Annotated in this window: 30 protein-coding genes; 20 read left to right on the forward strand and 10 right to left on the reverse strand. The window is 34.3% G+C overall.

The window, feature by feature from the left end; genetic code table 11:
- Positions 1-239: 239 nt before the first annotated feature.
- Entirely contained in the window at positions 240-533 is a 294-nt protein-coding gene (locus MKY80_RS10150) for a hypothetical protein (protein WP_043989851.1), read from the reverse strand.
- 397 nt (positions 534-930) lie between these two features.
- Here MKY80_RS10150 and MKY80_RS10155 point away from each other — a divergent pair, with 397 nt between their 5' ends.
- The 3 genes from MKY80_RS10155 (at position 931) to MKY80_RS10165 (ending at position 3,260) form a co-directional block, all read left to right on the forward strand.
- Positions 931-1,617: a DUF421 domain-containing protein gene (locus tag MKY80_RS10155; RefSeq protein WP_090001642.1), complete on the forward strand. Its 687-nt coding sequence runs from the start codon at positions 931-933 to the stop codon at positions 1,615-1,617.
- A 178-nt stretch (positions 1,618-1,795) separates the two neighbouring features.
- Positions 1,796-2,593, forward strand: a complete 798-nt coding sequence (locus MKY80_RS10160; protein WP_090001640.1) for a MerR family transcriptional regulator — start codon at positions 1,796-1,798, stop codon at positions 2,591-2,593.
- Positions 2,594-2,615: 22 nt separating this feature from the next.
- Positions 2,616-3,260, forward strand: a complete 645-nt coding sequence (locus MKY80_RS10165) for a DUF1295 domain-containing protein (RefSeq protein WP_089984610.1) — start codon at positions 2,616-2,618, stop codon at positions 3,258-3,260.
- A 492-nt stretch (positions 3,261-3,752) separates the two neighbouring features.
- On the opposite strand, the gene MKY80_RS10170 is transcribed toward MKY80_RS10165, so the two are convergent.
- Positions 3,753-4,019 (reverse strand): gamma-type small acid-soluble spore protein, encoded by a 267-nt coding sequence (locus MKY80_RS10170; protein ID WP_008174944.1) that lies wholly within the window; start codon positions 4,017-4,019, stop codon positions 3,753-3,755.
- A 375-nt stretch (positions 4,020-4,394) separates the two neighbouring features.
- On the opposite strand from MKY80_RS10170, the gene MKY80_RS10175 reads away from it, so the two are divergent.
- Complete coding sequence (locus tag MKY80_RS10175; RefSeq protein ID WP_342532832.1) at positions 4,395-6,476, forward strand: serine hydrolase domain-containing protein; 2,082 nt, start codon at positions 4,395-4,397, stop codon at positions 6,474-6,476.
- Between the two features lie 638 nt (positions 6,477-7,114).
- Here MKY80_RS10175 and MKY80_RS10180 read toward each other — a convergent pair.
- Entirely contained in the window at positions 7,115-7,267 is a 153-nt protein-coding gene (locus MKY80_RS10180) for a YjcZ family sporulation protein (RefSeq protein WP_008174939.1), read from the reverse strand.
- A gap of 585 nt (positions 7,268-7,852) precedes the next feature.
- Entirely contained in the window at positions 7,853-8,092 is a 240-nt protein-coding gene (locus tag MKY80_RS10185; RefSeq protein ID WP_342532834.1) for a helix-turn-helix transcriptional regulator, read from the reverse strand.
- A gap of 135 nt (positions 8,093-8,227) precedes the next feature.
- Here MKY80_RS10185 and MKY80_RS10190 point away from each other — a divergent pair, with 135 nt between their 5' ends.
- From MKY80_RS10190 to MKY80_RS10205, 4 genes are all read left to right on the forward strand, one after another.
- Entirely contained in the window at positions 8,228-8,413 is a 186-nt protein-coding gene (locus MKY80_RS10190; RefSeq protein ID WP_342533030.1) for a hypothetical protein, read from the forward strand.
- A gap of 120 nt (positions 8,414-8,533) precedes the next feature.
- Positions 8,534-8,770, forward strand: coding sequence for a DUF3953 domain-containing protein (locus MKY80_RS10195; protein ID WP_089984604.1), 237 nt, complete (start codon positions 8,534-8,536; stop codon positions 8,768-8,770).
- Between the two features lie 239 nt (positions 8,771-9,009).
- Positions 9,010-9,432, forward strand: coding sequence for an ester cyclase (locus MKY80_RS10200; RefSeq protein ID WP_008174933.1), 423 nt, complete (start codon positions 9,010-9,012; stop codon positions 9,430-9,432).
- Between the two features lie 224 nt (positions 9,433-9,656).
- Positions 9,657-10,274: an FMN-binding negative transcriptional regulator gene (locus MKY80_RS10205; RefSeq protein ID WP_008174932.1), complete on the forward strand. Its 618-nt coding sequence runs from the start codon at positions 9,657-9,659 to the stop codon at positions 10,272-10,274.
- A gap of 119 nt (positions 10,275-10,393) precedes the next feature.
- Here the strand turns inward: MKY80_RS10205 and MKY80_RS10210 are convergent, their stop codons facing one another.
- Positions 10,394-10,567, reverse strand: coding sequence for a hypothetical protein (locus MKY80_RS10210; protein ID WP_239355074.1), 174 nt, complete (start codon positions 10,565-10,567; stop codon positions 10,394-10,396).
- Between the two features lie 277 nt (positions 10,568-10,844).
- Here MKY80_RS10210 and MKY80_RS10215 point away from each other — a divergent pair, with 277 nt between their 5' ends.
- Positions 10,845-11,474, forward strand: coding sequence for a LysE family translocator (locus MKY80_RS10215; RefSeq protein WP_342532837.1), 630 nt, complete (start codon positions 10,845-10,847; stop codon positions 11,472-11,474).
- Positions 11,475-12,220: 746 nt separating this feature from the next.
- Here the strand turns inward: MKY80_RS10215 and MKY80_RS10220 are convergent.
- Positions 12,221-12,313, reverse strand: a complete 93-nt coding sequence (locus tag MKY80_RS10220) for a YjcZ family sporulation protein (protein WP_080709335.1) — start codon at positions 12,311-12,313, stop codon at positions 12,221-12,223.
- A 598-nt stretch (positions 12,314-12,911) separates the two neighbouring features.
- Between MKY80_RS10220 and MKY80_RS10225 the strand changes: the two genes are divergently transcribed.
- Positions 12,912-13,925 carry a S66 peptidase family protein gene (locus MKY80_RS10225; protein ID WP_089984599.1) on the forward strand — a complete coding sequence of 338 codons (1,014 nt, stop codon included), beginning with the start codon at positions 12,912-12,914 and terminating at the stop codon, positions 13,923-13,925.
- A 65-nt stretch (positions 13,926-13,990) separates the two neighbouring features.
- Here MKY80_RS10225 and MKY80_RS10230 read toward each other — a convergent pair whose 3' ends face one another.
- Positions 13,991-14,335, reverse strand: coding sequence for a hypothetical protein (locus MKY80_RS10230; protein WP_089984596.1), 345 nt, complete (start codon positions 14,333-14,335; stop codon positions 13,991-13,993).
- Between the two features lie 108 nt (positions 14,336-14,443).
- On the opposite strand from MKY80_RS10230, the gene MKY80_RS10235 reads away from it, so the two are divergent.
- The 6 genes from MKY80_RS10235 to MKY80_RS10260 all read left to right on the forward strand — a co-directional run bounded on the left by MKY80_RS10235 (position 14,444) and on the right by MKY80_RS10260 (position 18,249).
- The gene (locus MKY80_RS10235) at positions 14,444-15,298 is read left to right on the forward strand and encodes a hypothetical protein (RefSeq protein WP_237068817.1); all 855 of its coding nucleotides are present in this window, start codon (positions 14,444-14,446) and stop codon (positions 15,296-15,298) included.
- 301 nt (positions 15,299-15,599) lie between these two features.
- The gene (locus MKY80_RS10240) at positions 15,600-15,863 is read left to right on the forward strand and encodes a GH25 family lysozyme (RefSeq protein WP_342532839.1); all 264 of its coding nucleotides are present in this window, start codon (positions 15,600-15,602) and stop codon (positions 15,861-15,863) included.
- A complete protein-coding gene (locus MKY80_RS10245; RefSeq protein WP_342532841.1) occupies positions 15,830-16,408 on the forward strand; it encodes a GH25 family lysozyme in 579 nt (192 codons plus the stop codon). Before MKY80_RS10240 ends, MKY80_RS10245 begins: the two co-directional genes overlap by 34 nt.
- Before the next feature lie 417 nt (positions 16,409-16,825).
- Entirely contained in the window at positions 16,826-17,341 is a 516-nt protein-coding gene (locus MKY80_RS10250) for a hypothetical protein (RefSeq protein ID WP_342532842.1), read from the forward strand.
- A 243-nt stretch (positions 17,342-17,584) separates the two neighbouring features.
- Positions 17,585-17,824, forward strand: a complete 240-nt coding sequence (locus tag MKY80_RS10255) for a hypothetical protein (RefSeq protein ID WP_342532843.1) — start codon at positions 17,585-17,587, stop codon at positions 17,822-17,824.
- Between the two features lie 215 nt (positions 17,825-18,039).
- Positions 18,040-18,249, forward strand: coding sequence for a hypothetical protein (locus tag MKY80_RS10260; RefSeq protein WP_025117169.1), 210 nt, complete (start codon positions 18,040-18,042; stop codon positions 18,247-18,249).
- A 383-nt stretch (positions 18,250-18,632) separates the two neighbouring features.
- Here MKY80_RS10260 and MKY80_RS10265 read toward each other — a convergent pair whose 3' ends face one another.
- Complete coding sequence (locus MKY80_RS10265; RefSeq protein ID WP_089984587.1) at positions 18,633-19,286, reverse strand: FusB/FusC family EF-G-binding protein; 654 nt, start codon at positions 19,284-19,286, stop codon at positions 18,633-18,635.
- Between the two features lie 576 nt (positions 19,287-19,862).
- The gene (locus MKY80_RS10270; protein ID WP_089984584.1) at positions 19,863-20,150 is read right to left on the reverse strand and encodes a hypothetical protein; all 288 of its coding nucleotides are present in this window, start codon (positions 20,148-20,150) and stop codon (positions 19,863-19,865) included.
- A gap of 393 nt (positions 20,151-20,543) precedes the next feature.
- Between MKY80_RS10270 and MKY80_RS10275 the strand changes: the two genes are divergently transcribed.
- Both MKY80_RS10275 and MKY80_RS10280 read left to right on the forward strand, forming a co-directional pair.
- The gene (locus MKY80_RS10275; protein ID WP_043989843.1) at positions 20,544-21,191 is read left to right on the forward strand and encodes a class I SAM-dependent methyltransferase; all 648 of its coding nucleotides are present in this window, start codon (positions 20,544-20,546) and stop codon (positions 21,189-21,191) included.
- Positions 21,192-21,362, forward strand: coding sequence for a hypothetical protein (locus MKY80_RS10280; protein ID WP_342533108.1), 171 nt, complete (start codon positions 21,192-21,194; stop codon positions 21,360-21,362).
- 50 nt (positions 21,363-21,412) lie between these two features.
- On the opposite strand, the gene MKY80_RS10285 is transcribed toward MKY80_RS10280, so the two are convergent.
- On the reverse strand, positions 21,413-21,676 hold the full coding sequence (locus MKY80_RS10285; RefSeq protein WP_181950584.1) for a hypothetical protein: 264 nt from the start codon (positions 21,674-21,676) through the stop codon (positions 21,413-21,415).
- Between the two features lie 409 nt (positions 21,677-22,085).
- Between MKY80_RS10285 and MKY80_RS10290 the strand changes: the two genes are divergently transcribed.
- Entirely contained in the window at positions 22,086-22,484 is a 399-nt protein-coding gene (locus MKY80_RS10290) for a MarR family transcriptional regulator (protein WP_089984578.1), read from the forward strand.
- On the forward strand, positions 22,484-22,831 hold the full coding sequence (locus MKY80_RS10295; protein WP_008174903.1) for a DUF3147 family protein: 348 nt from the start codon (positions 22,484-22,486) through the stop codon (positions 22,829-22,831). The genes MKY80_RS10290 and MKY80_RS10295 overlap by 1 nt, the downstream gene beginning before the upstream one ends.
- The last annotated feature ends 9 nt before the right edge of the window (positions 22,832-22,840 follow it).

A 22,840-nucleotide genomic window follows, 5' to 3' on the forward strand; every position in this document is an offset into this window, starting at 1 on the left:
GTGTTTATCATTTTCCGACAGAAGAATCCTCCTTCCCAGTCTTCAACAAACGGGCGAGGTTGTTGAACAACATTGATAGAAAATGAACCAAACTCTCTAATTAAATTCTTAATAAAGATCAATCTTTGAATTCGAAGTTATGATATCATCCACGAGTGTTTCTAATGGCGATAAAGATGCTAAAGCCTGTTATCAATTGGTAATGGGCTTTTTAAATGTACAGTCCAATAAGCGTAAAATCACATTTTATTGCTATTAAATTTTTTAATGACAGTTGCTAAAATGGCGAGCATCAAAACGATGACACTATTGATCAATAAAAAGTACCCTATTTGCATGCCATAAAACAACGCAAAAGGATCGCGAATAACCATTATCGCTAAAGTCCCACCAATTGCACCAAAGAAGACTGCTAGTAGTAATAGTATGAACGCGGAAACATAAAGATTATTCTTTTTTCTGTACGCTATAAACGCAATCATATTCGCAATAATGATAAACAAGACCATAAGTATTATGAAAAACCTATCCATATGACGCCCTCCTTCATAAACAAACACACCATTAATACGATTGTTGAACTATTCTGCACCGATGGTTGAAAGATAAGCCTTCTTTTAACTTCGGAAGCGGGATTTTCCATTTTACATCTATTTACTTAAATACGCTTACAAAGAGTATAAGTTCCATTATAAAACAATTCACCTATCTAAAAAGGATGGACATGGCTAATGACGACGCAGTGTTACAAAGGCGTATCAAGATTTTTATCTACAGCAGAAAATGACGTGGTACTACGCTATGTTAATATTGCTCTTCAAGCACAAGTAGAAAATTATTAAAGCCCAGGCACTGCATTAATTTTGAGCCTGGGCTATTTGTGTATTTTCTTAAAAAGTTGACCATTCTATTATGGATAGGAGTGAAACAATGAACGATATAGGCTACTTACAAATAGCTATTGAAACAATTATAACTTTTTTTGTCCTTCTGGCTCTTACACGTCTTTTAGGAAAAAAACAATTAAGTCATTTAACTTTTTTTAATTATGTAACAGGAATAACAATAGGGTCCATGGCTGCAAATATGGTTATTCTTAGTACAAAAGATTACACAAAGGATTTACTTAGCCTAGTAATTTGGTGTTTACTTACTATAATTATTAGTTATATAAGTCTTAAGTCAGGGAAAATTAGAGTAATCCTTGATGGTCAACCTACAATTATTATAAAACATGGAAAGATAGACAGAAAAGCATTAAAAAGAACAGGTGTGAATATCGATGACCTAACGATGCTGATTAGGCAAAATCAAATCTTTTCAATAACAGAAATTGATTTCGCCATACTAGAACCCGATGGTAGACTTAGTATTCTCAAAAAGCCTGAATATCAAGGGACACAAAAAAGTGACTTAAACATATATCCTTCGCCACCCACTTATTTACCGATTGAAATAATTACGGATGGAAAATTATTACCTAAAAATTTATTAGAAGTTGGTAAAAGTAGAGATTGGTTAAAAAATGAATTAAGCAGGGCCCATATAAAAGAGATAGATGAAGTATTTTATGCTGAGATTCAATCTGATGGAAGCTTATTTATACAAAAATTCTAAACAAAAGTAACCAGTCACTCAATGGAGTACCTGGTTATTTTTTTGAAGCTCACGCAGCAGCCAGTAAAAAAACAATCGAAGGCTAGCTACGAAAGTAATAAAATATAGCTATTTTTATTGACCTTCCCCTTACAGGAAACATTATATTTAAAGTAATTGATTAAAGGAGGTGATGATTATGCTTTCAATTGGTGAATTCTCGAAAATATCACATCTTACGTTGAAGACACTTCGATACTATGATGAAATTGAGCTTTTAAAGCCTGCTTCCATAGACAGTCAAAATAACTATCGCTACTATCATCTTTCCCAATTAAAAACGGCTCTATTGATTACGCGATTAAAAAACTATTTATTTTCGCTTGAAGCAATCAAAGATATTTTAGCAAATTTGGAAGATACGGACTTTTTAAACGCTAAAATGCAAACCAAGCAAGAAAAATTAACAAAACATATAACTGATTATTGTTCGCTATTAAAGAAATTAGAGCTTGATATTCAACGCTTAAATAAAGCGGAACATATCATGGGTTACTTAGATAAAATAGAGATTAAACTTATGAATCACTTGACCTTTCATATATTATCTCAACGAAAACAAATGAATACCGCTGATTTTCTATTACACTTTAATGAATTATTGAGTAGAGCTTTGTTTGCAAATTTAGCACCTATTGCGAAACCACTTGCCATTTTTCATAGCGCAGAATATGTACCAGAAAAATATGATGTAGAAATAGCAATTCCCTTGGCAGAGGCCACACATGAAACAAAAGTGTTTAACCCCGGTCTTTGCGCAATGGCAACGCTTACTGGCTCTTATGATGAATTACCGTCTATTCATACAAAGCTACATATGTGGATTAAAGATAATCACTATAATCTGAATGGTGCGCCGTTTGAAGTTTATCAAACGAATCCATATAGTACATCGGAGGAAAATAATATTGTAGAAGTATATTTTCCTATCCAATAAGAAGTTGAAGGAGTGTAATACAATGTATGGCATTAACCAGCCAACGATAAAAGAAAAAATCTTGATTGTAGTTGCTGAAATGATCTATCTGGTCATTGCATATTATTTACTTTTCATTACTTATGACAAATCAGGCATTGCACTAGGGCTTTTTATTGCTTTGATTATTACAGCTTTACGATTAACGGCTATGATGTTTATTTGGTTGACTAGAGGCATAGCATGGCAAGAAGCTATTATGAACAGTATGGCTTTTGGGATCTATTATTTAGGCTTCCCAATCTTAATGATTACTAGTAATCAAGATCCAAATGTAGTTGTCCTTATTTTAGGTTGGGTATTATTTGTAGGAGGAAGTATGCTAAACACCGTTTCAGAGTTGTTAAGAAAGCCTTTTAAAGACAATCCTGATAATCAAGGAATGCTATATACTGGAGGATTATTTAAATATGCAATTCATATTAATTATCTAGGGGATTGCCTCTGGGTATTAGGTTTAGCGCTCATCTCTAACAATATTTATAGTTTACTTATACCACTTGGTCTAATTTTAGTATTTGTATTTGGATATATTCCTAAATCCGACGATTATTTACAGAGCAAGTATGGAGAACAATTTACAGTATATAAATTGAAAACAAAAAAGTTAATTCCGTTTATCTGGTAAATCCAAAACAAGCGTTTCAAACAGAGCAAGATCACCCTTTAACTTGGGACATTTGCCTATTTTTATTCTATAAAAAATAATTACTAATATGTACCATTAACGGGTTTTGCTTGTTGCTTCGCATATTTGGATTAGCTAGTTCTTCGTCTTACAAAGATAAAAAAGCTGCGGCTTTTAATAAACGCCACAGCTAATAAAAAGTGCGTGCGAGGCACCAATATCAATGTATGCAATGGAATGTTACTTATTACTTTTAATCATTTTAGCTAGGATGAGATGTTTTAAAAGAAAGGAATTAAGAAGAAATGAACTTGTCATAATAAAAAACAAAAGCCACTTTAAATCTCTTCAGCTTCTTTAGTAGAGAAAAACAATATGGAGTTCATTTTATACTTCAAAAAGCTTACTGAACAATAACTTTGAGGGAGGACTTTATAAAAAAGAATATAAATACAACCGGCAAAGGCTGCCGGTTGTGGATGATGAGTAAATTTACTTTGTATTGTTTTCGTTTGAAAATCGACCTGACGCAAATTTTTTGTTAGTTTCAGCTTGTTGAATTTGCTGTCTGATTTCATTAACATCCGTCTCATTTCCGAATTCTTGGCTCATCGAATTCGTTGAACCAGAAGCTTGCATTTTCTTAGCTTCAGCTTGTTGGATTTGTTGTTTAATTTGATTTACATCAGTTTCATTTCCAAATTCCTGGCTCATGGCATTTGGAGTTTTTGAGTTAAAGTTTTGATTGTTGTTCGCCATTATAAATCACCTCCTGTAATTAGTGTGTACAGAAGGTGTATTTATATCCGTTTTTTTCTAAAGCTTATACGTTTAAAGGTTTCGACCTAATCAGCAGCTTGGCTAGTAGAGGGTGAAACAAAGTAATAATTTAAATAGCGCAACTCATAAATATTGTAGATAGCTTAATAGAAATGACCAGCAAAGCTAATTTAGTCATGCTGGTCATTTTAAGTTACGTCGTTAATTATAGGTCTTAAGCCTGAAAGGGGATAAGTCTATCATTGTATTTACGAACATAGTATACTACGATATTCTATTTATAGAAAATATTTCTTTTTTTCTAAGAAATATTTTCTTAAAATCTATTACTTCACTAAGGAGGAAATTTTTTTCATGAAAAATAAATTATCCGGGGTGTTAGCTGCTACTTTAGCGTTAACGATAAGCCTACCAACAGGGGCTATGGCAGTTTCTGACAATCAGACTACGGTTGTAGTGAGCCAAGAAGTTGCTAACCATAAACTGAAAAAAATTGCAGCAGAGAAGGCAAATATACTCACGCAGTCCTATGAGACGACTAGTGTGCAGTATGCGCTAATTGATAATGGTAAAGTTATTTTGTCGGGTCAAGCAGGCAAGAACGATATGGAAGGAAAACAGCCGCTGACTAAAAATACCCTTTACGGGATTGGTTCAGTTAGTAAAATCTATACAACGGCGGCTGTGATGAAATTGGTCGACGAAGGAAAAGTTGATTTAGATGTTCCAGTCGTTCATTATGTTCCTGATTTTCAGATGAAAGACGAGCGTTACAAACGCATTACGCCACGTATGCTGCTGAACCACTCCTCCGGCTTGCAAGGTACTGGGTACGGTAATAGCTTTTTATTTGATGATAATGATACGTATGCCCATGATAATTTGTTGCGACAATTGTCCAACCAGAGCTTAAAAGCGGACCCTGGTGCATTCTCGGTATACTGCAACGACGGCTTTACACTGGCTGAGATTATGGTGGAAAAAGTAAGTGGAATGAGCTTTACCGAATTTATACATCAGCAGTTTACGGAACCCTTAAAGCTCAATCATACGAAAACACCGCAGAACACAGGGAAAAATGACAAGTTTGCTGGACTTTATTTTCCAACATACGAAGGGCAGCTTCCTGCTGAATCGGTGAATGTGATTGGAACGGGAGGAATCTCATCCACAGCAGAAGATATGGTGCGTTTTTCACAAATATTTATGGGACATGAAAAAGGAATTCTCTCTGATAAGGCAGTCAAGGCAATGGAGCAAGAGGAATATAAAAAAGGAATGTGGCCAGGAGATGGAGATAATATTATCAACTATGGTCTTGGCTGGGATAGTGTGAAACTATATCCATTCAGTGAATACGGGATAAAGGGCTTGGCTAAAGGTGGAGATACAGGACTACAACATGCTTCATTGGTCGTACTTCCTGAGCAGAAGATGGCAGTGGCTGTGTTGTCATCTGGCGGTAGTAGCTCTACAAATCAACTGATGGCGACAGAAATACTGCTCGCTGCGCTTAAAGAAAAAGGCGTAATAAAGGATATCAAGCCGAACAAATCCTTTGGCAAGCCGGTCAAGGCCAAGATGCCTGAAGATATAGCAAAGAAAGCGGGTTTTTACGGCAATAGTTTCAGTCATTTCAACATAGAAATTACGAAGAATGGAGAACTACTCTTACCCGGTAATTCAGAAGAAAAATATGTCTATACTGCAGATGGAAGCTTCATTCATGAGACAGGCACTTCCAAGCTCTACTTCATTAAAGAAAAGAATGACCGAACATATTTAGTGGAGAGCTCATTTATTTCGTTACCGGGTTTAGGGCAAGTAGCGGTTACTCAATATTTAGCCGAGAAACTAGAAGACAATATGCTATCGAAGGAAACGACTGTCGCATGGGCACAAAGGGAAGGGGTTAAGTATTATCTCGTAAACGAAAAATATAGTTCTGCGCTATATCTCTTACCAATGATGCTGACAACACAAATTAATCGTAATGAAGATCTAGATGGCTATTGGAATGGCAGAAAAATTACAGGTCCAAACACGGCTGCGCATCAGCTTCAGATCCCTGTATCGGCAGGTCGTGATACGTCGGAAGCTCGTTTCTATACAGAAGGTGGTAATGAATATATGGAGATGGGCGGATTGTTATACGTAAGTGGGTCCAACGTAAAATCACTTGATGCAGATCAAACATCCAAAGTGAAGTTACAAGCAAGTGGGCATGCAAAATGGTTTACGATCCCGCAAGCGGCAGCAGGGAAAACGATGACAGTGTCATTACCAGCAAAAAGTTCGTTCGCAGTGTATGATGAGGAAGGACTATACGTCAATTTTACTGTTGTGAGCGGCAATAACAAAGTAAAGCTGCCGAAGAACGGAACGGTAGTATTTGCGGGTGCACCGAACTCGGAGTTTACAATCACGTTGAACTAGTTCTAATACAATCGGATGGGTATTCTGAGTATACATGTAAACCACTGCCCACATGATAACATTCTTATTTTATGCCATGAAATAGATAGAAGATAAGAATTAATACACACAAAATCACTCATTTGAAAAATAATGAGTGATTTTCATTTTATTCTTATATTAATAGTGAAAAGATACAACTACTGAACTTCATTTTCTAATATTCCATAGAAGCATCCTACACATTGCAAGATATGGTCAATTGATTTTGGGAGGGAAGTAAATTAAAAAATTGAGCCATTTCCATAATAGGAAATGGCATAATGGGCAATTAGAATAAGGGTACAAAATGGGATACGCGAAGCTAAACCATATGGCTTAACACTATTATTTATATGATTTTTTTTCTGTGTTTTTTAGTTAATTGTCTTTAAATAAAAATTATATGGTCTCCATTGTATTGTAAATTTACAGGACCACCTTCTAATTTAGGGAGTGGTCAAGATGAAAGAAAAAATTAGGAGAGCCTAGTATCTGGGAATAGGATGTTCTAAGTGTTATTTATGTATCAAAAGTTTTGTGATAGAAGCGTTCAACTCAGATAGACGTTCTAGAAATAAGAGCTGTAGCGGTACACACGCTACAGCTCGTTGGTTGTATTAACAGTCTTTTTCTCTTTTTAAGAAAGTTGCGCCGACAATGATCAAAAGAATAAATAGAACAACAATTAGGGCAAATGTTGAGCCATTATTAGATCCGCCGCCATAATAGCCACCATTTTCTATGCCGCCTACATTTCCACAGTATCCCATAATATATCCCTCCTTTCTACAATACATAGTATGTTAGCGGTAGACAAGGATTGGGGTGTTAACCTATCAATTATAGGGCTACATAAAGTATATTTTTGTTAGACGAGACAATAAAAAAAGCCATTAGGGATAGGAGCGATCATTAGATTTAATTAGGGTATGTGTGATCAGGTTAGCTTTACCTTACTATTAATAAATGTGATAACTAATCATGAAAATAGTTAAAGCATTTCAGAAACTACTGGAGCAAATTTGAAGAGGATATATACTGGATAAAGCCCCTTCAGATAGTTTGAAGGGACTCTCCTATACGATTTGTGTATGACGATAGTACTAAAATAGTTATTTGTATTTTTTAGCTAGAGATTCGCTACCAATTGCTCCAATGATCGTCATAAAAAATGGTGCAATTTGAAAGAATAGAGAATCCTTTAGGAACACAATATTTAAATCAAATAACTTATTTCCTATGACAATGAATATCTTAGCTAGTATGAATAAGAATCCAATGATTAAAAGAATATCAAAAAATAACTTCCATCTTGGATAGACTAATTTTTGGCTATCTTTGATGAGTTTCTCTTTCTAAGAATGATCCTCCTTTACTAATTCATCAAGCGTAATATCAAAAATGTCACTTAACTTAATTAACAATTCAATACTAGGATAACTTTCTCCACGTTCCCATTTGGAGATAGAATGTCTACTAATATTAAGTTTTTCTCCAAAACAAACCTTCTTGTCTTGTCTGTATTTTATAATAACGGGTTCTGTTGTTGATTGCGAAATGTAAAAAAGTAAAATTAAAGAGAGATCAGTTCGCAAGCGAATTAAACTCCCTTTTAAATATTGATTTATCAGTATTTTATAATGGGCGAGTTTCTAGCAATATATATTACAATAACGAACAACTGCAGACCAGCAGTCAGTGGTCAAATGTATAGAAATGGGGTGAGTATGATGACGAAAATTTCCTATAATGGTTTGAAATATGGAAAAAGTGATGTGGAAATAAAAATATTGGTGGATATACAAAATGATTGGTTAGAGATATCGCATACCAAGGAAGTCTCTCAAGTGATGAACAAAACAACAGGTGAATATATCATAGTCGATCGAAATACCTTGAAACTTGAGATAGTTTAAGCTTTCAATGAAGCTTGCAAAGAGGTAAAGGTCTTAATTAATATTAAAGGGTTTATAAGTGGTAATTATATCCATATCATCTTTTGTATTGTATAATAAAAGTACACTATTTAAAAGGTGATGGTCATTTTGCTAACAATCTTACAAATTGTTTTTTCAATCCTAGTAGTCTCATTTTCAACTTACGGAATTATCACAGGTGATTATCGGTTAAAGTTCTTAATGATATTGTTCTTAGGTGTTTTGCTTTTAATTTTAGGATTGAAAGAATTTCAAAAAGAGAGAAAAATTAATGGCTGGCTCTATATTGGGGTATTTTTATTTTTAGTATTTGTGTCCATTACTAGTATCTTTTAATAAACAGGAGGTATAAAGTTACCTCCATTTTTTAAGCTTTCACCTTTGGGTGGAGGCATTTTCTTTTGCTTTGATAACGACATCAAACAGCCAACATGCAACAGATTGAGAGTGGAGAGTTTGGTGTGGTTATGAGTGGGATTGGTAGAATAATATTCCAATTCGGTAATTCTTGCATTATGATAATGTATGGGGGATGTAGGTTTCCTCGCCATCATGGATAACAATGGAGGGTTTAAATGACACCAGAGCATATTGTTAAGAAATTTTTTGAAGAAGTACGTTCAGGAAAAAATCCAGATTATGCAACTGAATTAATGGCAGACCAAGTATTGGCACACCAAGTTATTTCAGAAGAAGAAATAACGGTTGTAAGAACGCCAAAGGATTATGCTGAACATGTAAAAGAAATGATAGACGCATATGGCGATTTTTCATTAGAAATACAAGAATTCATAGTACAAGATCAGAAAGTATATGTACGTTGGAAACAAGCTGGTACACATGTTGGAGAGGTTGATGGATATCAGCCAACTAATCTTCCGGTTATTGAAATAGCTAGCGCGATTTATAGAATAGAAAATGAAAAAATAGTAGAATACTGGATACAAATTGATCGAGCTGGTATTGAAAACCAACTCAAACGCAATACGAATAATTAACATCCTTGAAGTGACCCCTAAAAGTTAGACACGCTTCATTGTTTAATAGGAGGCTAATTTCAATCATACGTTTCACTGGCTCCTTCCAAAATTACATATTTGGCTCTTTTAATAGGTGCAATCAACCTTTTATAATCAAATTACATGGTGAAAGGGAAACTGTAAACAAATTAAGAAGATCGTTATTTTTTATTTCACAATGATTGTAAAGAGGAGGGGTTTATATGTTTATTCCAAAGTATTATAAAATAACAGATATGAAAGAAATACAAGAATTTATTAAAATGAATTCATTTGCGACAATTGTTGCGATAAGTAAGGGGAGGCCCATAGCGTCCCATATTCCATTACTGCTTAATCAAGATCAGGATGACTATTACCTAACAGGTCACTTAGCTTACGGCAATCCGTTATGGAAAACTTTTGAGGAGACGGATCAACTATTAACTATATTTAATGGTCCACATGCTTATATTTCTTCTTCTTGGTATGAACAAGAAAATGTACCCACTTGGAATTATCAAGCCGTTCATATTTATGGGAAAGCAAGTATTATGGAAGGTACGGAATTAGAACAGGATTTATCAAAATTACTAGAAAAATATGAGAAATTCCGAGAAAACCCTGTCCTGTGGGAAAAGCTATCTCCTGAAATGTTACAAAAAGAAATAAAAGGAATAAAAGGATTTAAAATAAAAGTAGAAGAGGTTCAGGCTGCCTATAAATTAAGTCAAAATCGGAATAGTACGGATTACGCCAATATTATTAAAGAGCTTTATCAAGAAGACGATCCATATGCTTCTGCAGTAGCTGAGGCAATGAAGAAAAACAGAAATGACTAAAACAAAAGGCAGAAACGAGGTGTTAGGAACGTTTCTGCCTTTTGATGAAATTGAAGAAAGAGAAGATTAAAAATGAAAAATGAGTTGTCCTATAATAGAACAGCTAGTAACTAGTAAAATTATTTAGCAGATTTAAAAAGTGCTTTTCCTTTTTTGTATACAAATCTTTCCCACTTAGCTAACAGCCCATTACCATTCTCGCCATTTTCTAAAGCTAACGCGTGATTTTTATGGAAATTTTTTACTCGATGATGATGTTCTTTTTGCCATTGGTGTAAAGGACGATGATTCATTTTCTAACCTCCTTTTAGTGATTTAAGTATATGGCGAAAAGAGATGAATGAAAAGTAATCTGTACCTTTTAGGAAAAGCAAAAATAATTCGTTAACTTATTTCAATCGAGAAAAGAATTTAGCGGTCCATGATATTTCTCCTTATTCATTTCGTAGATTAAAAGGGTACAATACCATTAGTTCTTTTAGGCAATAATTTTATGGATAAAGAAATTGGGTTATTAAAATTAATTCATTCAGTAAGTTTTTTCTAGATCAGAGAGGTAGAAAAATAGGTATGGTAACTTTTGGTACTTTGATAGCTTTTGCACTTGTTTCACTTGGGATGGTTTGCTCGCCAGGACCGAATATGATGTATCTCATTTCTCGTTCTATTACACAAGGACGGATGGCAGGATTCATATCATTATTAGGTATAATGCTAGGTTTCATCATTTACATTATTGCCACAATGTTTGGACTTACAGTGCTGTTCATTACGGTTCCATTTTTATATGAATTGGTGAAATGGTCAGGAGCCGTGTATTTATTATGGCTCGCTTGGAATTCGATAAAACCTGGCGCAACATCTATACTTGAACCTCGGACAGTTTCTATAGAACCACCAAGGAAACTATTTTTAATGGGACTTATGACGAATTTGCTAAATCCCAAGATTGCCATTTTGTATGTATCACTATTACCTCAATTTGAAGATCCAGCAAAGGGTTCTTTACTGATTCAGGGAGGAATATTGGGCCTAACACAAATCATCGTGAGTTTTATAGTCAATCTCATTATTGTTTTGGTAGCTAGTAGAGTTGCTAAATTATTGGGCACACGTCCTACGTGGTTAAAAGTTCAACGATGGTTCATGGCAAGTGTTTTGACATGTCTTGCTGCTAATCTTGTATTTGATCGTAGATAAAGTTTGATTAGTATATAACTAGCTCTTTATGAAATGAAAGATTCTGGTGTAGTGGGCGTTGTATATACAAATGGGCTAAAATTTGCATTCCTACAACGGCATTTTGTTCGACTATTCGAAAAGGCATATAGAGGGAGATTAATGTTAGTCGGAAAAGGTCGTATACAAGAAGCGTATTCTTAGAATTAATAAGAATGATTGTTATTTTTATAGTTTTTGGATGTCTTATGTGGGGAGCGGTACAACTCATTTATTCCACTTTACAAACAAATATGGATCATGATATTGGCTGGTTCCCAGGGATAGCAATATACATAATTTTATTCATTCTGTATCGTAATAAGTTACAATTCTCAGGCTTTTATGAAGGCCCCAATCAAAAAACATTACCCAAAAAAGTAACTCTTGTATTAATGGCTTGCTCTCTATTACTATTCATACTACCAACCATCATACAATAAACTTGAGAACTTAGTGGCAACAGGATCAGGGCTCGTTTTTAGAGTCCTGGTCTTTTTTTATTCTCTAATTTTGCCGTACTTCATTTCCATAAACCTAGCGTGAAGTATGAAATCCTATTGTTGTTGGACTGAGGAAAAAGAGAAATGAAAATTAAAAAAAGGGTCAATTTTCGGGGCGACCCTTTTATGGTAAACATAAAAAAGGCTGTTATGATTATTTTACCTCGAAGAAGGAAGGCTATTTGGAGACTATTAATTATTGCCCGACATTTATGTTGAACAAAGCTAGCGCCTAGTGCCGACAATAATTAAAAGTATGAATAGGACAACGATTAGTGCGAATGATAAATTATCGTGTTTGTCATAGTTTGTACCCATTATAAATCCCTCCTTTCTATCATCTAGAATATGTAAAGTTATAGATAGGAGAGATGCTATTCATCTAATCAAACCTTTCTTTTGAAAAATTTAATATGAATTTTTCAAAAGAAAGGTCCTATTTATTTCATGCAAATAGAAGATTGCTGAAATCAGTCGCTTAGTGCTGTAATATGAATCGATAATGTCAGTTCCTGCGCTTACCCGGGAAATTTTTTTCTTATTTCCTAGGCGAGTAACCCAATTGATTAGGGAAATATAAATCATGGCAGCATATGAAATAACAGCGGATGAACGGATTACCGAGGAAATAAGGCTGTACAGGGAGCGTCATTTGGTAGTGAAATGATTGCTAGCATATAGAGAACATTTAAAAAAGCGGAAATAAACGTGATCTATTATATAATGGCTGCTTTTACAAATGCGAAGTTTGATGGAGGCCAGTCGGCTTAATAAATAAACATAATCCAAGAGTGGTAGTAGGTGGACATGTAATTATACGGTAAAAGGTCAGCTCACGGCTCTAAAGATATGAATTATGTTTTAAAAACAGGATACAATTTGTGTTAAAATGATAAAAAATTAAGGGGTGATTCATTTGATCAACTATCCATTTTTAAAAGATGACATGACCATTGGAGTTACAGCACCTTCCTCTGGTGTACCCGTTGAACTTCATGATTTATTGAAAACAGCATGTATTCGTATGGAAAATAAGGGGTTTAGAGTCATTTGTGGAGAAACTGCTTGGACTCAGGATAAGGCAAAATCTGCCTCTGCTATTAAGCGTGCCGAAGAATTTCATCACATGATGGCTAATGATGATATCGATATTATTATTCCTCCATGGGGTGGAGAGCTCCTTATTGAAATACTTGAATATATTGATTTCTCCAATATTCAGCCAAAATGGGTATTAGGGTACTCAGATGTTAGTCTATTATTGTTGGCAATTACATTAACAACGGGTATCGCTACTGCACATGGAACGAACTTAGTAGATTTAAGAGGAGAGTATTTTGATGATACAACCGCCATGTGGCAATCAGTTTTATCCTTAAAAAAGGGCGAGTCCATCGTACAGCATTCGTCAGACCACTATCAAAAAGAATGGCAGTTCGATAGCCCCTCGCCTTATGTTTTTAATTTTACGGAAAAAACGAAATGGCAATCTACATCAGTGGAGAGGGTGAAAATTCAAGGGCGTTTACTTGGTGGATGTATAGATACTATCAGACATTTGATTGGAACGAAATTCGGTGATGTTCAAAGCTTTCAAGAAACGCATATTCAAGGAGAATCTATTATATGGTACTTGGAAAACTGCGAATTATCCACGACTGATCTACGCAGATCCCTTGTACAAATGAAATTAGCTGGATGGTTTAATAATTGTTCAGGTATTCTATTTGGTAGAAGTGCTGCGAATACATCCGTTGGAAACTATACAATTGAAGATGTATATCAAGAACTTTCTGAGGAGCTACAAATTCCTATTATCTATGACATTGATTGTGGGCATGTGCCACCACAAATCACTTTTATAAACGGAGCATATGCAGAATTAGAATCATATAACAGTAAAGGGACTATTGTGCAACACTTTATATAAGTATTTCCCAATGTAAAAACACCCTCTAAAAGATTTAGAGGGTGGGTATTTGTATGGTTATGCGATTAGATGGAATTTCGATAAGCTTTTTGTGTGGTGAAGTACTTAGATTTTGATAAAATATTTTGGAGATTATGTTGCGCTAATGGTCCTAATTTATTACTATTAGAGCCCAACAAACCATCCTTAGCCGCATTTTTAAGTGTGTCAATTTGTTTAGTTGTGAGTTTAGAGGTTTTGCTGCTTTCAATAATTTTATTCACATTATCGATTCTCTGTTGTTTCTCTTTAGAAGTACGGTTAATGTCGTTACTGTTTTGGTTGTTTTGTTTTTGTTGTGTGAGACCTTGTTTATAAGATCGACGAGTCATTAAATATTGCATAGTTGATGAGTTTCTCGATGTTATCATAAAAAGTTTCCACCTTCCTAATTTTTTTAGTTTTTACCATACATATCCTATTATCGTCCAAAACTCTCTTTACATTAGCTTCAAAATTAAATTATGGAGAAGATGAACATGAAAATTAACTTAGCACAGATGAATTTAAAAACTTTACCTGATTTTAATGTATCCCAAATAAAGGGAATAAAGGATTTGAATCTATTTGATAACGATTTGAGGGAAATACCTACAGAAATCTTTCAAATGACGAGTATAGAAATACTGAATATTTCAGTCAATAAAATTAACAATTTGCCAGCAGAAATCACGAACTTAAAGAATCTGAGAATGTTAGATGCAGGGCATAATCATATTGACCTCATTCCTCCTGAAATTGGTCATTTAGTGAATATGGAGGACTATTTGTATTTTCATCATAATCAATTGCAATCGATTCCTCCCGAAATCGGCCAGCTTACAAAAGTAAGATATTTAAACTTAAGTGATAATTTGTTGAGTGGACTACCAGAGGAAATAGGGAATTTAAATAAACTGGTAGAACTGCGAATAATGAATAATCGATTAACGGAGTTACCAGAAAGTTTGTGTAGATTAACGAATTTAAGAGAATTACATTTGAAAAAAAATAGCATGACTAGTCTGCCTGAAAAAATCGGAGAACTAGCATTATTACGGGTTTTAGAGTTAGAAGACAATCAATTACAGGAAGTACCTGATTCATTACATACATGTATAAAATTAAGGCGGTTAAATCTCAGACAAAATAAATTGAAAACATTGCCAGCATCGATGGGTCATTTGAAAAATCTACTAGAATTAGATCTACGAAGTAATGATTTAAAGGAATTACCGGAATCATTATTGGCAATGGAAAGCTTAGATCGACTAGATTTAAGGTGGAATCATGAATTAAAAATCCCGAGCTGGTTAGATGAATTAGAGGCAAGAGGCTGTATCGTATATTTGTAGAATTAGAACAGTTGAGTATGCTTTGACCATATAAGTAAAGTTCGAAAAGCACGTGAATAGTACTAGCTAATCGTTTTTATCGTAAATAAAAAGGTCTTCCACAATCAAAGGTGGAGGGCTAATTTTATGCAATTGTCTAAGGATATCCAGTATGGTTAAAAGTTCTTTACCTTGATCAAATGTTCTTGATAAATTGTAGTTTCAAAATTACGATGAGACAGTAGTAATAAGTGTTAAGAATGATTTTTGAGATATATTCAAGGACGTCCTTTAGGCAATAAAAAAGGTTAGGAGATTTGATATGAGCAAAATAATAGATATCTCGCACCATCAAGGTGATATTGACTGGTCTCAAGCGTGTAATGATGTTGATTTGGCTATCATTCGCATTCAATATGGGACTAGCACGATTGATCGAAAATACCTTCTAAATATTGAAGGTAGTACCAAGTACAAAATACCCTTTGGCGTTTATATATATGTAACCTATAAAAATGCAGCAGAAGCTTATGCGCTAGTATTGAAAACATTGTGCAAGGTACACAGGCGTTTATTGATTATATAAAAAATAAGGGTGTAAAAGTTGGATTATATACGGGACACCATTTTTACAAGCCTTATCGGATGGATACGATTAAAAATTATGATTTTCTATGGATACCACGATACAGTGGCGCAAGTGGTCCAGGGAAAAAGCCCAATTTTGCATGTGATGTATGGCAATACACGGATAAAGGGGTAGTACAAGGCATTAAAGGGAGTGTGGATCTCAATTTCCTAAATGGTCATAAACCATTATCATGGTTTACTGCTGCTAATGACCATAAAAAGGAACTAAAATTTACACAATATGAAGAATTAAAAAATGAAAATAATCAATTAAAACAGGAACTGGCCGACATCAAAAGATTATTAGCTGGAAAAGCAGAATTGATTTCAACTATGGCTGTAGCCACAATCCATAAGGAAGATTGGGCATGGGTCATTGAAGAGGGGATTATTAAAGGAGATGGCAAAAACCTGAATCCTAAAGGCACCTTAACGCGTGAGCAAATGGCGACCATGCTAAAACGTTACCATGATCAGAATAACAAAGACCAGAACCGTTAGATGTTATAATATACCACGTTTTATTTATACAAAGAAAAAGGATAGAAGAGCATGAAGAAATTCGCCTTAACTATCCTCTTTTTTGTGCAAAAGTATCTTTCTTTCAGACAATAAGGATTTATGTAACGGATAATATAGTATTGTAGTTTTATAAAAATGTTTGTTCATTTAAAACAAAAATTGATCATTTACAATAAAGTATGATTAAACATCCTGTGTTGATATGCAGGATTTTTTTGTTCAACAAATGGGCCACTTAATTGAATAACGCTTCTAAATTAAAAATACGATTTTATGTTAATCTTGATTTGAGTTTGTGAAACAGTGTACTTAAGCTAACGGGGCAGGATAGTTGAATAAGGATGATGATATAATTAAGGGGGAATTTACTTTATTTTATAATTTATGAGGTGGAAAATGGACTCTTTAGAATTAAACAAATCTAAATATATTGTCTCTAATATCAAAAACATTTTGCATAAAAAGCTTATACTTGATAAACCGTTAACTAAAGATGAGGTAAAAAAAATAAACCTAGTTAATCCCACTGTATACCAAAATGAGAAGTATCTCATTCAAGAACGGTGGTTTTATAGTATTAATATCGGAGAATGGGAAGATGTGGAGATTTTTATTCAAGGGAATAATGAAAATCCCGATGTGGAAATTATCGAAATGGCAGAAAAAATATTCGATGAACTCCATCTACATATAAGCCGAGCATTAAAATATTTACAGAAATTCTTCCCTAATCAAGAAATGAAGAACTACTATCTATCCACAATATATTTTGGAAAGATGGTTAATTTTGACGATTATATATTTTCAGGGTTTAGTTTAGCTTTTATTTTTGATGGTCACTTTGAGTTTCAGTATAAAGTAAAATTTAAAGAGGATGGATGGCCTATTGGTTTTGAAGGTGGGCCACTTTAATAATTATAGATATTTTTTTCTTATTGAACTAACGGGGGCTTTAGTTCAATAACGATCTTCAACAATCGGGCGCTTTTCTTTAATGACGAGCGTCTTTCTTCATGAATAGGTCCATTTAATAGAATAACATCAGAATAAATTGGATATTTATGTTAAAATTTTAAAAGGGTTACCTGAGAGATTATCATGCAGCTTTCATGCTTTTAACCCTCAGCAATCGGATTACAAATTATTCAAAAGACAATGGACAAAAAAATAGCCATCTTTCATGCTATTCTTGAGCTCTTATCAACGATTGTCTTTATTGTGATAATAAGTAATCCGAATGTAATGAACCAAGAATTTATAACTCACATGAGTAAATTATTTACCACAACAACGAAGCAATTTGAAATATGGGTAGTTAGCGGGGGAATCATCATATTTATTTTATCTGTAGCCATCAATATATTTGATGGATTCCGTAAGGCTCGAATCCGTTAATTCTTTTAGTATCTTCCATCACTCCATCTAACTTAAATCATTTTAGCTAGTCCAAAAAAGAACACATTGACGAATACGAACATTGAATAAGATAGCTTCCATCTATTTTTTTGTATGCTAGCTCATGTTATAATGAGGAGCTTAAGTTAATTAAGACCTTGAACGGATGCCAAGAAAAGCCTCCGCAGAACGAGAAAGTATGGAGGTGTAAGAAAATGAATAAACGTTGGACGATTGGTAAAATTAAAGAATTTGTTGAGAACAATTCGGAAAGTAAGTTGCTATCAACGGAATATCACGGGTTTTCTCAAAAGTTACTATTTAAATGTGCATGTGGTAGTAACTTTGAAAAAACATTTACTAAATTTAAAAATAAACATCAACGAAAATGTGATGTATGCCAGCCACCAAAAGAGTCACGTTAAACGTAGTGTCGATATTTCATAAAGCTTTATGTGACCTAAAGTATTAATAATTTTATATGAGTTTGATTTGAAATCACCTTCCTCCTATAGTTCCTTTATAGAGGAGGTGATTTTTTGTGTCTGAAATTATTTCTGAAGTTTTTCCAAACAGTGGGAGGGGAATAGTGTCATCAAAAAGGTAATCAAATATACAGTAACGATTATTACTCATGAAAGAAATCTTCAGCAATACCATTTATCTGTTTTGGGTGTTGAACATCTGGGATGGAGAGAAGGGGATAGTGTCATTTTTCACTCAAGCTATGCCACTACAAAAGTCAAATTGCGCTAGCCATTAAAAAGGCAGAAATGTTGCCTACACAACATTTCTGCCCTTATTTCATTTATTTTTGGGTTATTCGTTGGAAAAAGTCGCGCGTTCTATTCATATCTGATACATGCTCATTACATGTTTGGCTATCTGCACAAATATAATTACTATGGTTAGTAAATGTACCAACGACTTGCCCTTTAATGGAAGTCGTAAATAAGCCAACATCTGAATGACGATTGCAGATGGCGCAAATACCGCGAACAGTATTGTTGGAAAATACCCCTTTAATCCCCTGGAGTTTGTCGTCTTGTTCGAGGACAACGTATTTTCGATGTGTCCCAACATCATCCCATGCTAGGTAACAAATTTGTTGAAAATCAAGTTCATCTAAATTAGGTAGCTTCAGCTTTTTCTCCTTTTTAAACAATGATTTGAGGGTGCTAGCTGTTACTGGCTTAAACGGTATGACATAAGGCTTTAACTGCTCTAACAAGGCATCGCCCTGCGCACGATCTGTGACGGTGAAAAGCTGTTCAACAAGTTGTGTTTCCTCAGTGGATAACTCTAATTTGGTAGTAATTTCCGTTTCGACAAGCCCACGTACTGCAAGAATGACACTTTTGTCCTGCGTTGTGGTAAGGGCATGTAAAATTTTACTTAATTGCTGTTCCAGTAAGTGATAGTTTGCGACCGTTAAGAACGGCTGAATAGTTTGTTTTTCCATTTGAAATCTCTCCTGTTTTATAGGCTAATTTTAAAAGCATTTGGCCTAAGAGATCATTCAATTTCTGTTATGGATATAACTTAATTTAGACCTCTTTGACCTCAGAAGCCGTTCTAGAGCATGCATTACAAGTGAATGCGGACATTTCGATCCCTCCCTTAAGGATTGTTGATTTATATAAGTTTTTTATTTTTAGTCTAAAAAGTGAATTATCTTGATTTTTTAATTTTATCAAATGTTACGCTTGTTTTTCAATAGTCAAATGACCGGTGAAGTGGTGATAAGTATTTAAACATGCATATGACTCAATTGCCTTTGAAACATACTTCATTAACGATGGCATATGGAGCGAAGTTATATCTAAGACCATGTAAATTTATATAGTTGAGATCGAATATACCTTAAATAATTCAGGCACGAAGATAATGCGCGATTTTTTATTTTTTGGAAGACTGAATGAGAATGTTTTAGTTTTCACATCAAAGTACAATTGTTTATTAATGTAAATTTTATTATACTCATAAATCTATATAACAGCCCATTGGTATTGAAATTCAGAGCTTCTTAAGAGAAAAATTAGGATTGTTTGCTTATTTTTAATAAACCAATTATTTTTCTAACATAAAAAAGAAGAAAGTAAATAAGTGTAACATCTATAAAAAAATAAAGTATATTAAATTGAATTGATGTAATACCATTTTTGGTAAATAAAGAAAATGTAGATGATAACTCATTCTCACCGATGTAACTTATAAATTGAAAAGGGGCTCCAAATTTGTTGGTTCCATAAGATACAAAGAAAACGGACAATAAAGTCATGATAATGCTAATCCATAATAACCCCTTTTTATTTGTAACTTGCATTAGCCACCTCCTTTTTAACTACCCAATATAATTATTGTATCATAAAAAAGAAAAAATGTAATATTTTGTAAATTATTAATGGTTTACATTACGAGAAAACCACTATTAGTAGCAGTAGCTTCATTTTCAGTATGAAGTTTTGTATTCGGACAGAGTGTTAATGTGCATGAGCTAGTAGCACAGGAAGAAGTATCTACAGCTGAACAAGAGCTTAGAGAAATTCAACAAAAGTATAATATTTGCTTATTGCCCTATGTATTTTCTGAATTGTTCGATAGATAAAAGATTGCTATAATTGAATGAATTGGTTCATAAAGGAGGAATTGTGATGACACAGAAAATGAATAGTCAACGAAACAATGCTTGGAGAATTTATTCAATTTAGGAGGCACTATGCTATTAAATCAACAAGGTTTTGATCTCTGGGCGGATGGCTATGACCAAACCGTTCAACTTAGTGAAGAAAATCAGCAATACCCATTTGCGGGCTATAAAGACATTTTAAATAAAATTTTTAATGAGGTCATGCAAGTTCCGGCATCGACTGTATTAGATATTGGCTTTGGGACAGGTGTTTTAACAGCTAAACTTTATGAGCATGGGCACAAGATCGATGGCTTTGATTTTTCTTCGAAGATGATGGCTATTGCACAGGCAAAAATGCCACAGGCTAACTTACTCGAATGGGATTTATCGAATGGTCTACCTACAACACTGATGAACAATCAATATAATGCGATTGTTAGTACGTATGCCCTACATCATTTTACTGATGAGCAGAAGGTTACGTATATCAAACAATTATTACAGCAACTAACACCCGATGGTAAAATTTTAATAGGCGATGTTGCCTTTCAAACAAGAGGGCAGCTAGAACAATGCCGTCAGGCTAGCAAAGGCTATTGGGATGATGATGAGTTTTATTTTGTCCATGAGGAGCTAAAAATTAGCCTGCAGGATCGTTGTCAGCTACAATTTTACCCAATCTCGCATTGTGGTGGTGTTTTTGTAATATCGAATTGTACTGAGGTAGATAGATAAATGCTCAATCAAGACGTTTTATATGGAGAATTCGAAATAGATGATGTGCTAGAGGAACTTATTCAGTCATCGCCTGTTCAACGATTAAACGGAATTCATCAAGCAGGAGCTGGCTGTTTGGTATATCGTCAATGTAAAAGAAATAAATACCCATGCGATTTAAAAAAATAAGAAGGGTATTTATGTGAGAATCATCAAAAGTTAGTCTATGACAGATAGGGCTAATGTAAATAATGCGAAGGAGCTGTCAAAAGATAGCTCCTTTTGCTTGTTAGGCGAACATCGATAAAATATATTTGCCAGAAAGCATAAACAGCTAGCGCACTCATTACCGAAGTACCAGGCTTAAACCAGTTCGTTAAGAGGAAGACCAGTACAGTAAATAACAGCATGCCGATCGCTCCGAGCACGGTGTTTTGTAGGACTGTATGAAAGGTAGATGCTTTCATATTTTTCATTTGCATGCCCATGTTAATCAATGTCAAAATCGGCAGGGCCGTAATGACACCTGAGAGAAATAATTAGTTGGATGGGCTTAGTAACAGCGCTAACACCATGATGGTGCCGCCTACTAAAAAATACAGAAAGTATAACATAGATTGCCCTCAATTAAATTCAGAATAGAGTAATAATACTGTAGAACATCCATGTCTACAAGTAGCAATCGATGATATTTAGCAAGATGCGCAAAAAATTAAATTTTTATGAAAATGAAATAGCATATTTTTGTTAACGTGAATCATCAAACTTTCTAAGTTGGTTCTTCTCATAGCCTCCAATTGCCATTTTTGCTTTAGTAAACTATCTGAAAATATAAACTTTATGGGGAGTACTTTAAATGTATCGTAATTTACGATATAATCGTATTCAACGATATATAAAAGGGGTACCAACATGATTACAAATATAAATGAGTATTTTACTACGATATTTTATCATCTACATACAACACATGAAGATGTGATTTCTCACCAAAGTGTGCGGATTTTACAGATGATTCAAAAGGAAGAAGAGGTAACAGTACGCGATATTGCAGGGTTATTAAATATTTCTCCTAATACAGCGTCAGAGCATGTGAAAAAACTAGAGCGACATGCCTGGGTGACAAAAGAACGTGCGAGTGACGATCAACGTAAGGTTATTCTTCATTTGACAGTAGAGGGCTTACAAATACTGAAGAAAAACTCAGAATTAGATGAAGAGAAGCTCAAGCATGCACTTAATAAGCTAACAGAACAGGAACAACAGACCATCCTACAGGCATTCCGACGTCTAAGTGAGGTGGCGAAATAATGTATACATTGTTTAAAATTCTTAGCTCGGCAGCAATTATTGGTGTCGTCACAGAAGTGGCACGAAGATTTCCTTCCTATGGCGGAATTATTGCGGCATTACCTTTAGTGAGTATTTTAAGTATCATTTGGCTGACGGTGCAAAGTGAATCGAGCGAGCATATTCAACGCTTTACAGTTGGTGTCATTGTAGGTTTACCGGCAACCATGTGCATGCTGTTTGTTATTTACATGGCGATGAAATCCTCTATTCATATTGTCTTTGCTATTGGTCTAGGTATTCTTTCCTGGGCAGTTTTCTTAGGCATTCAAAAGGCCATTGCTGGTGTTTTTCATCTATCCATGTAACGAGGAGTT

It is taken from the genome of Lysinibacillus sp. FSL R5-0849 (assembly GCF_038595075.1).
Taxonomy (GTDB): domain Bacteria; phylum Bacillota; class Bacilli; order Bacillales_A; family Planococcaceae; genus Lysinibacillus; species Lysinibacillus fusiformis.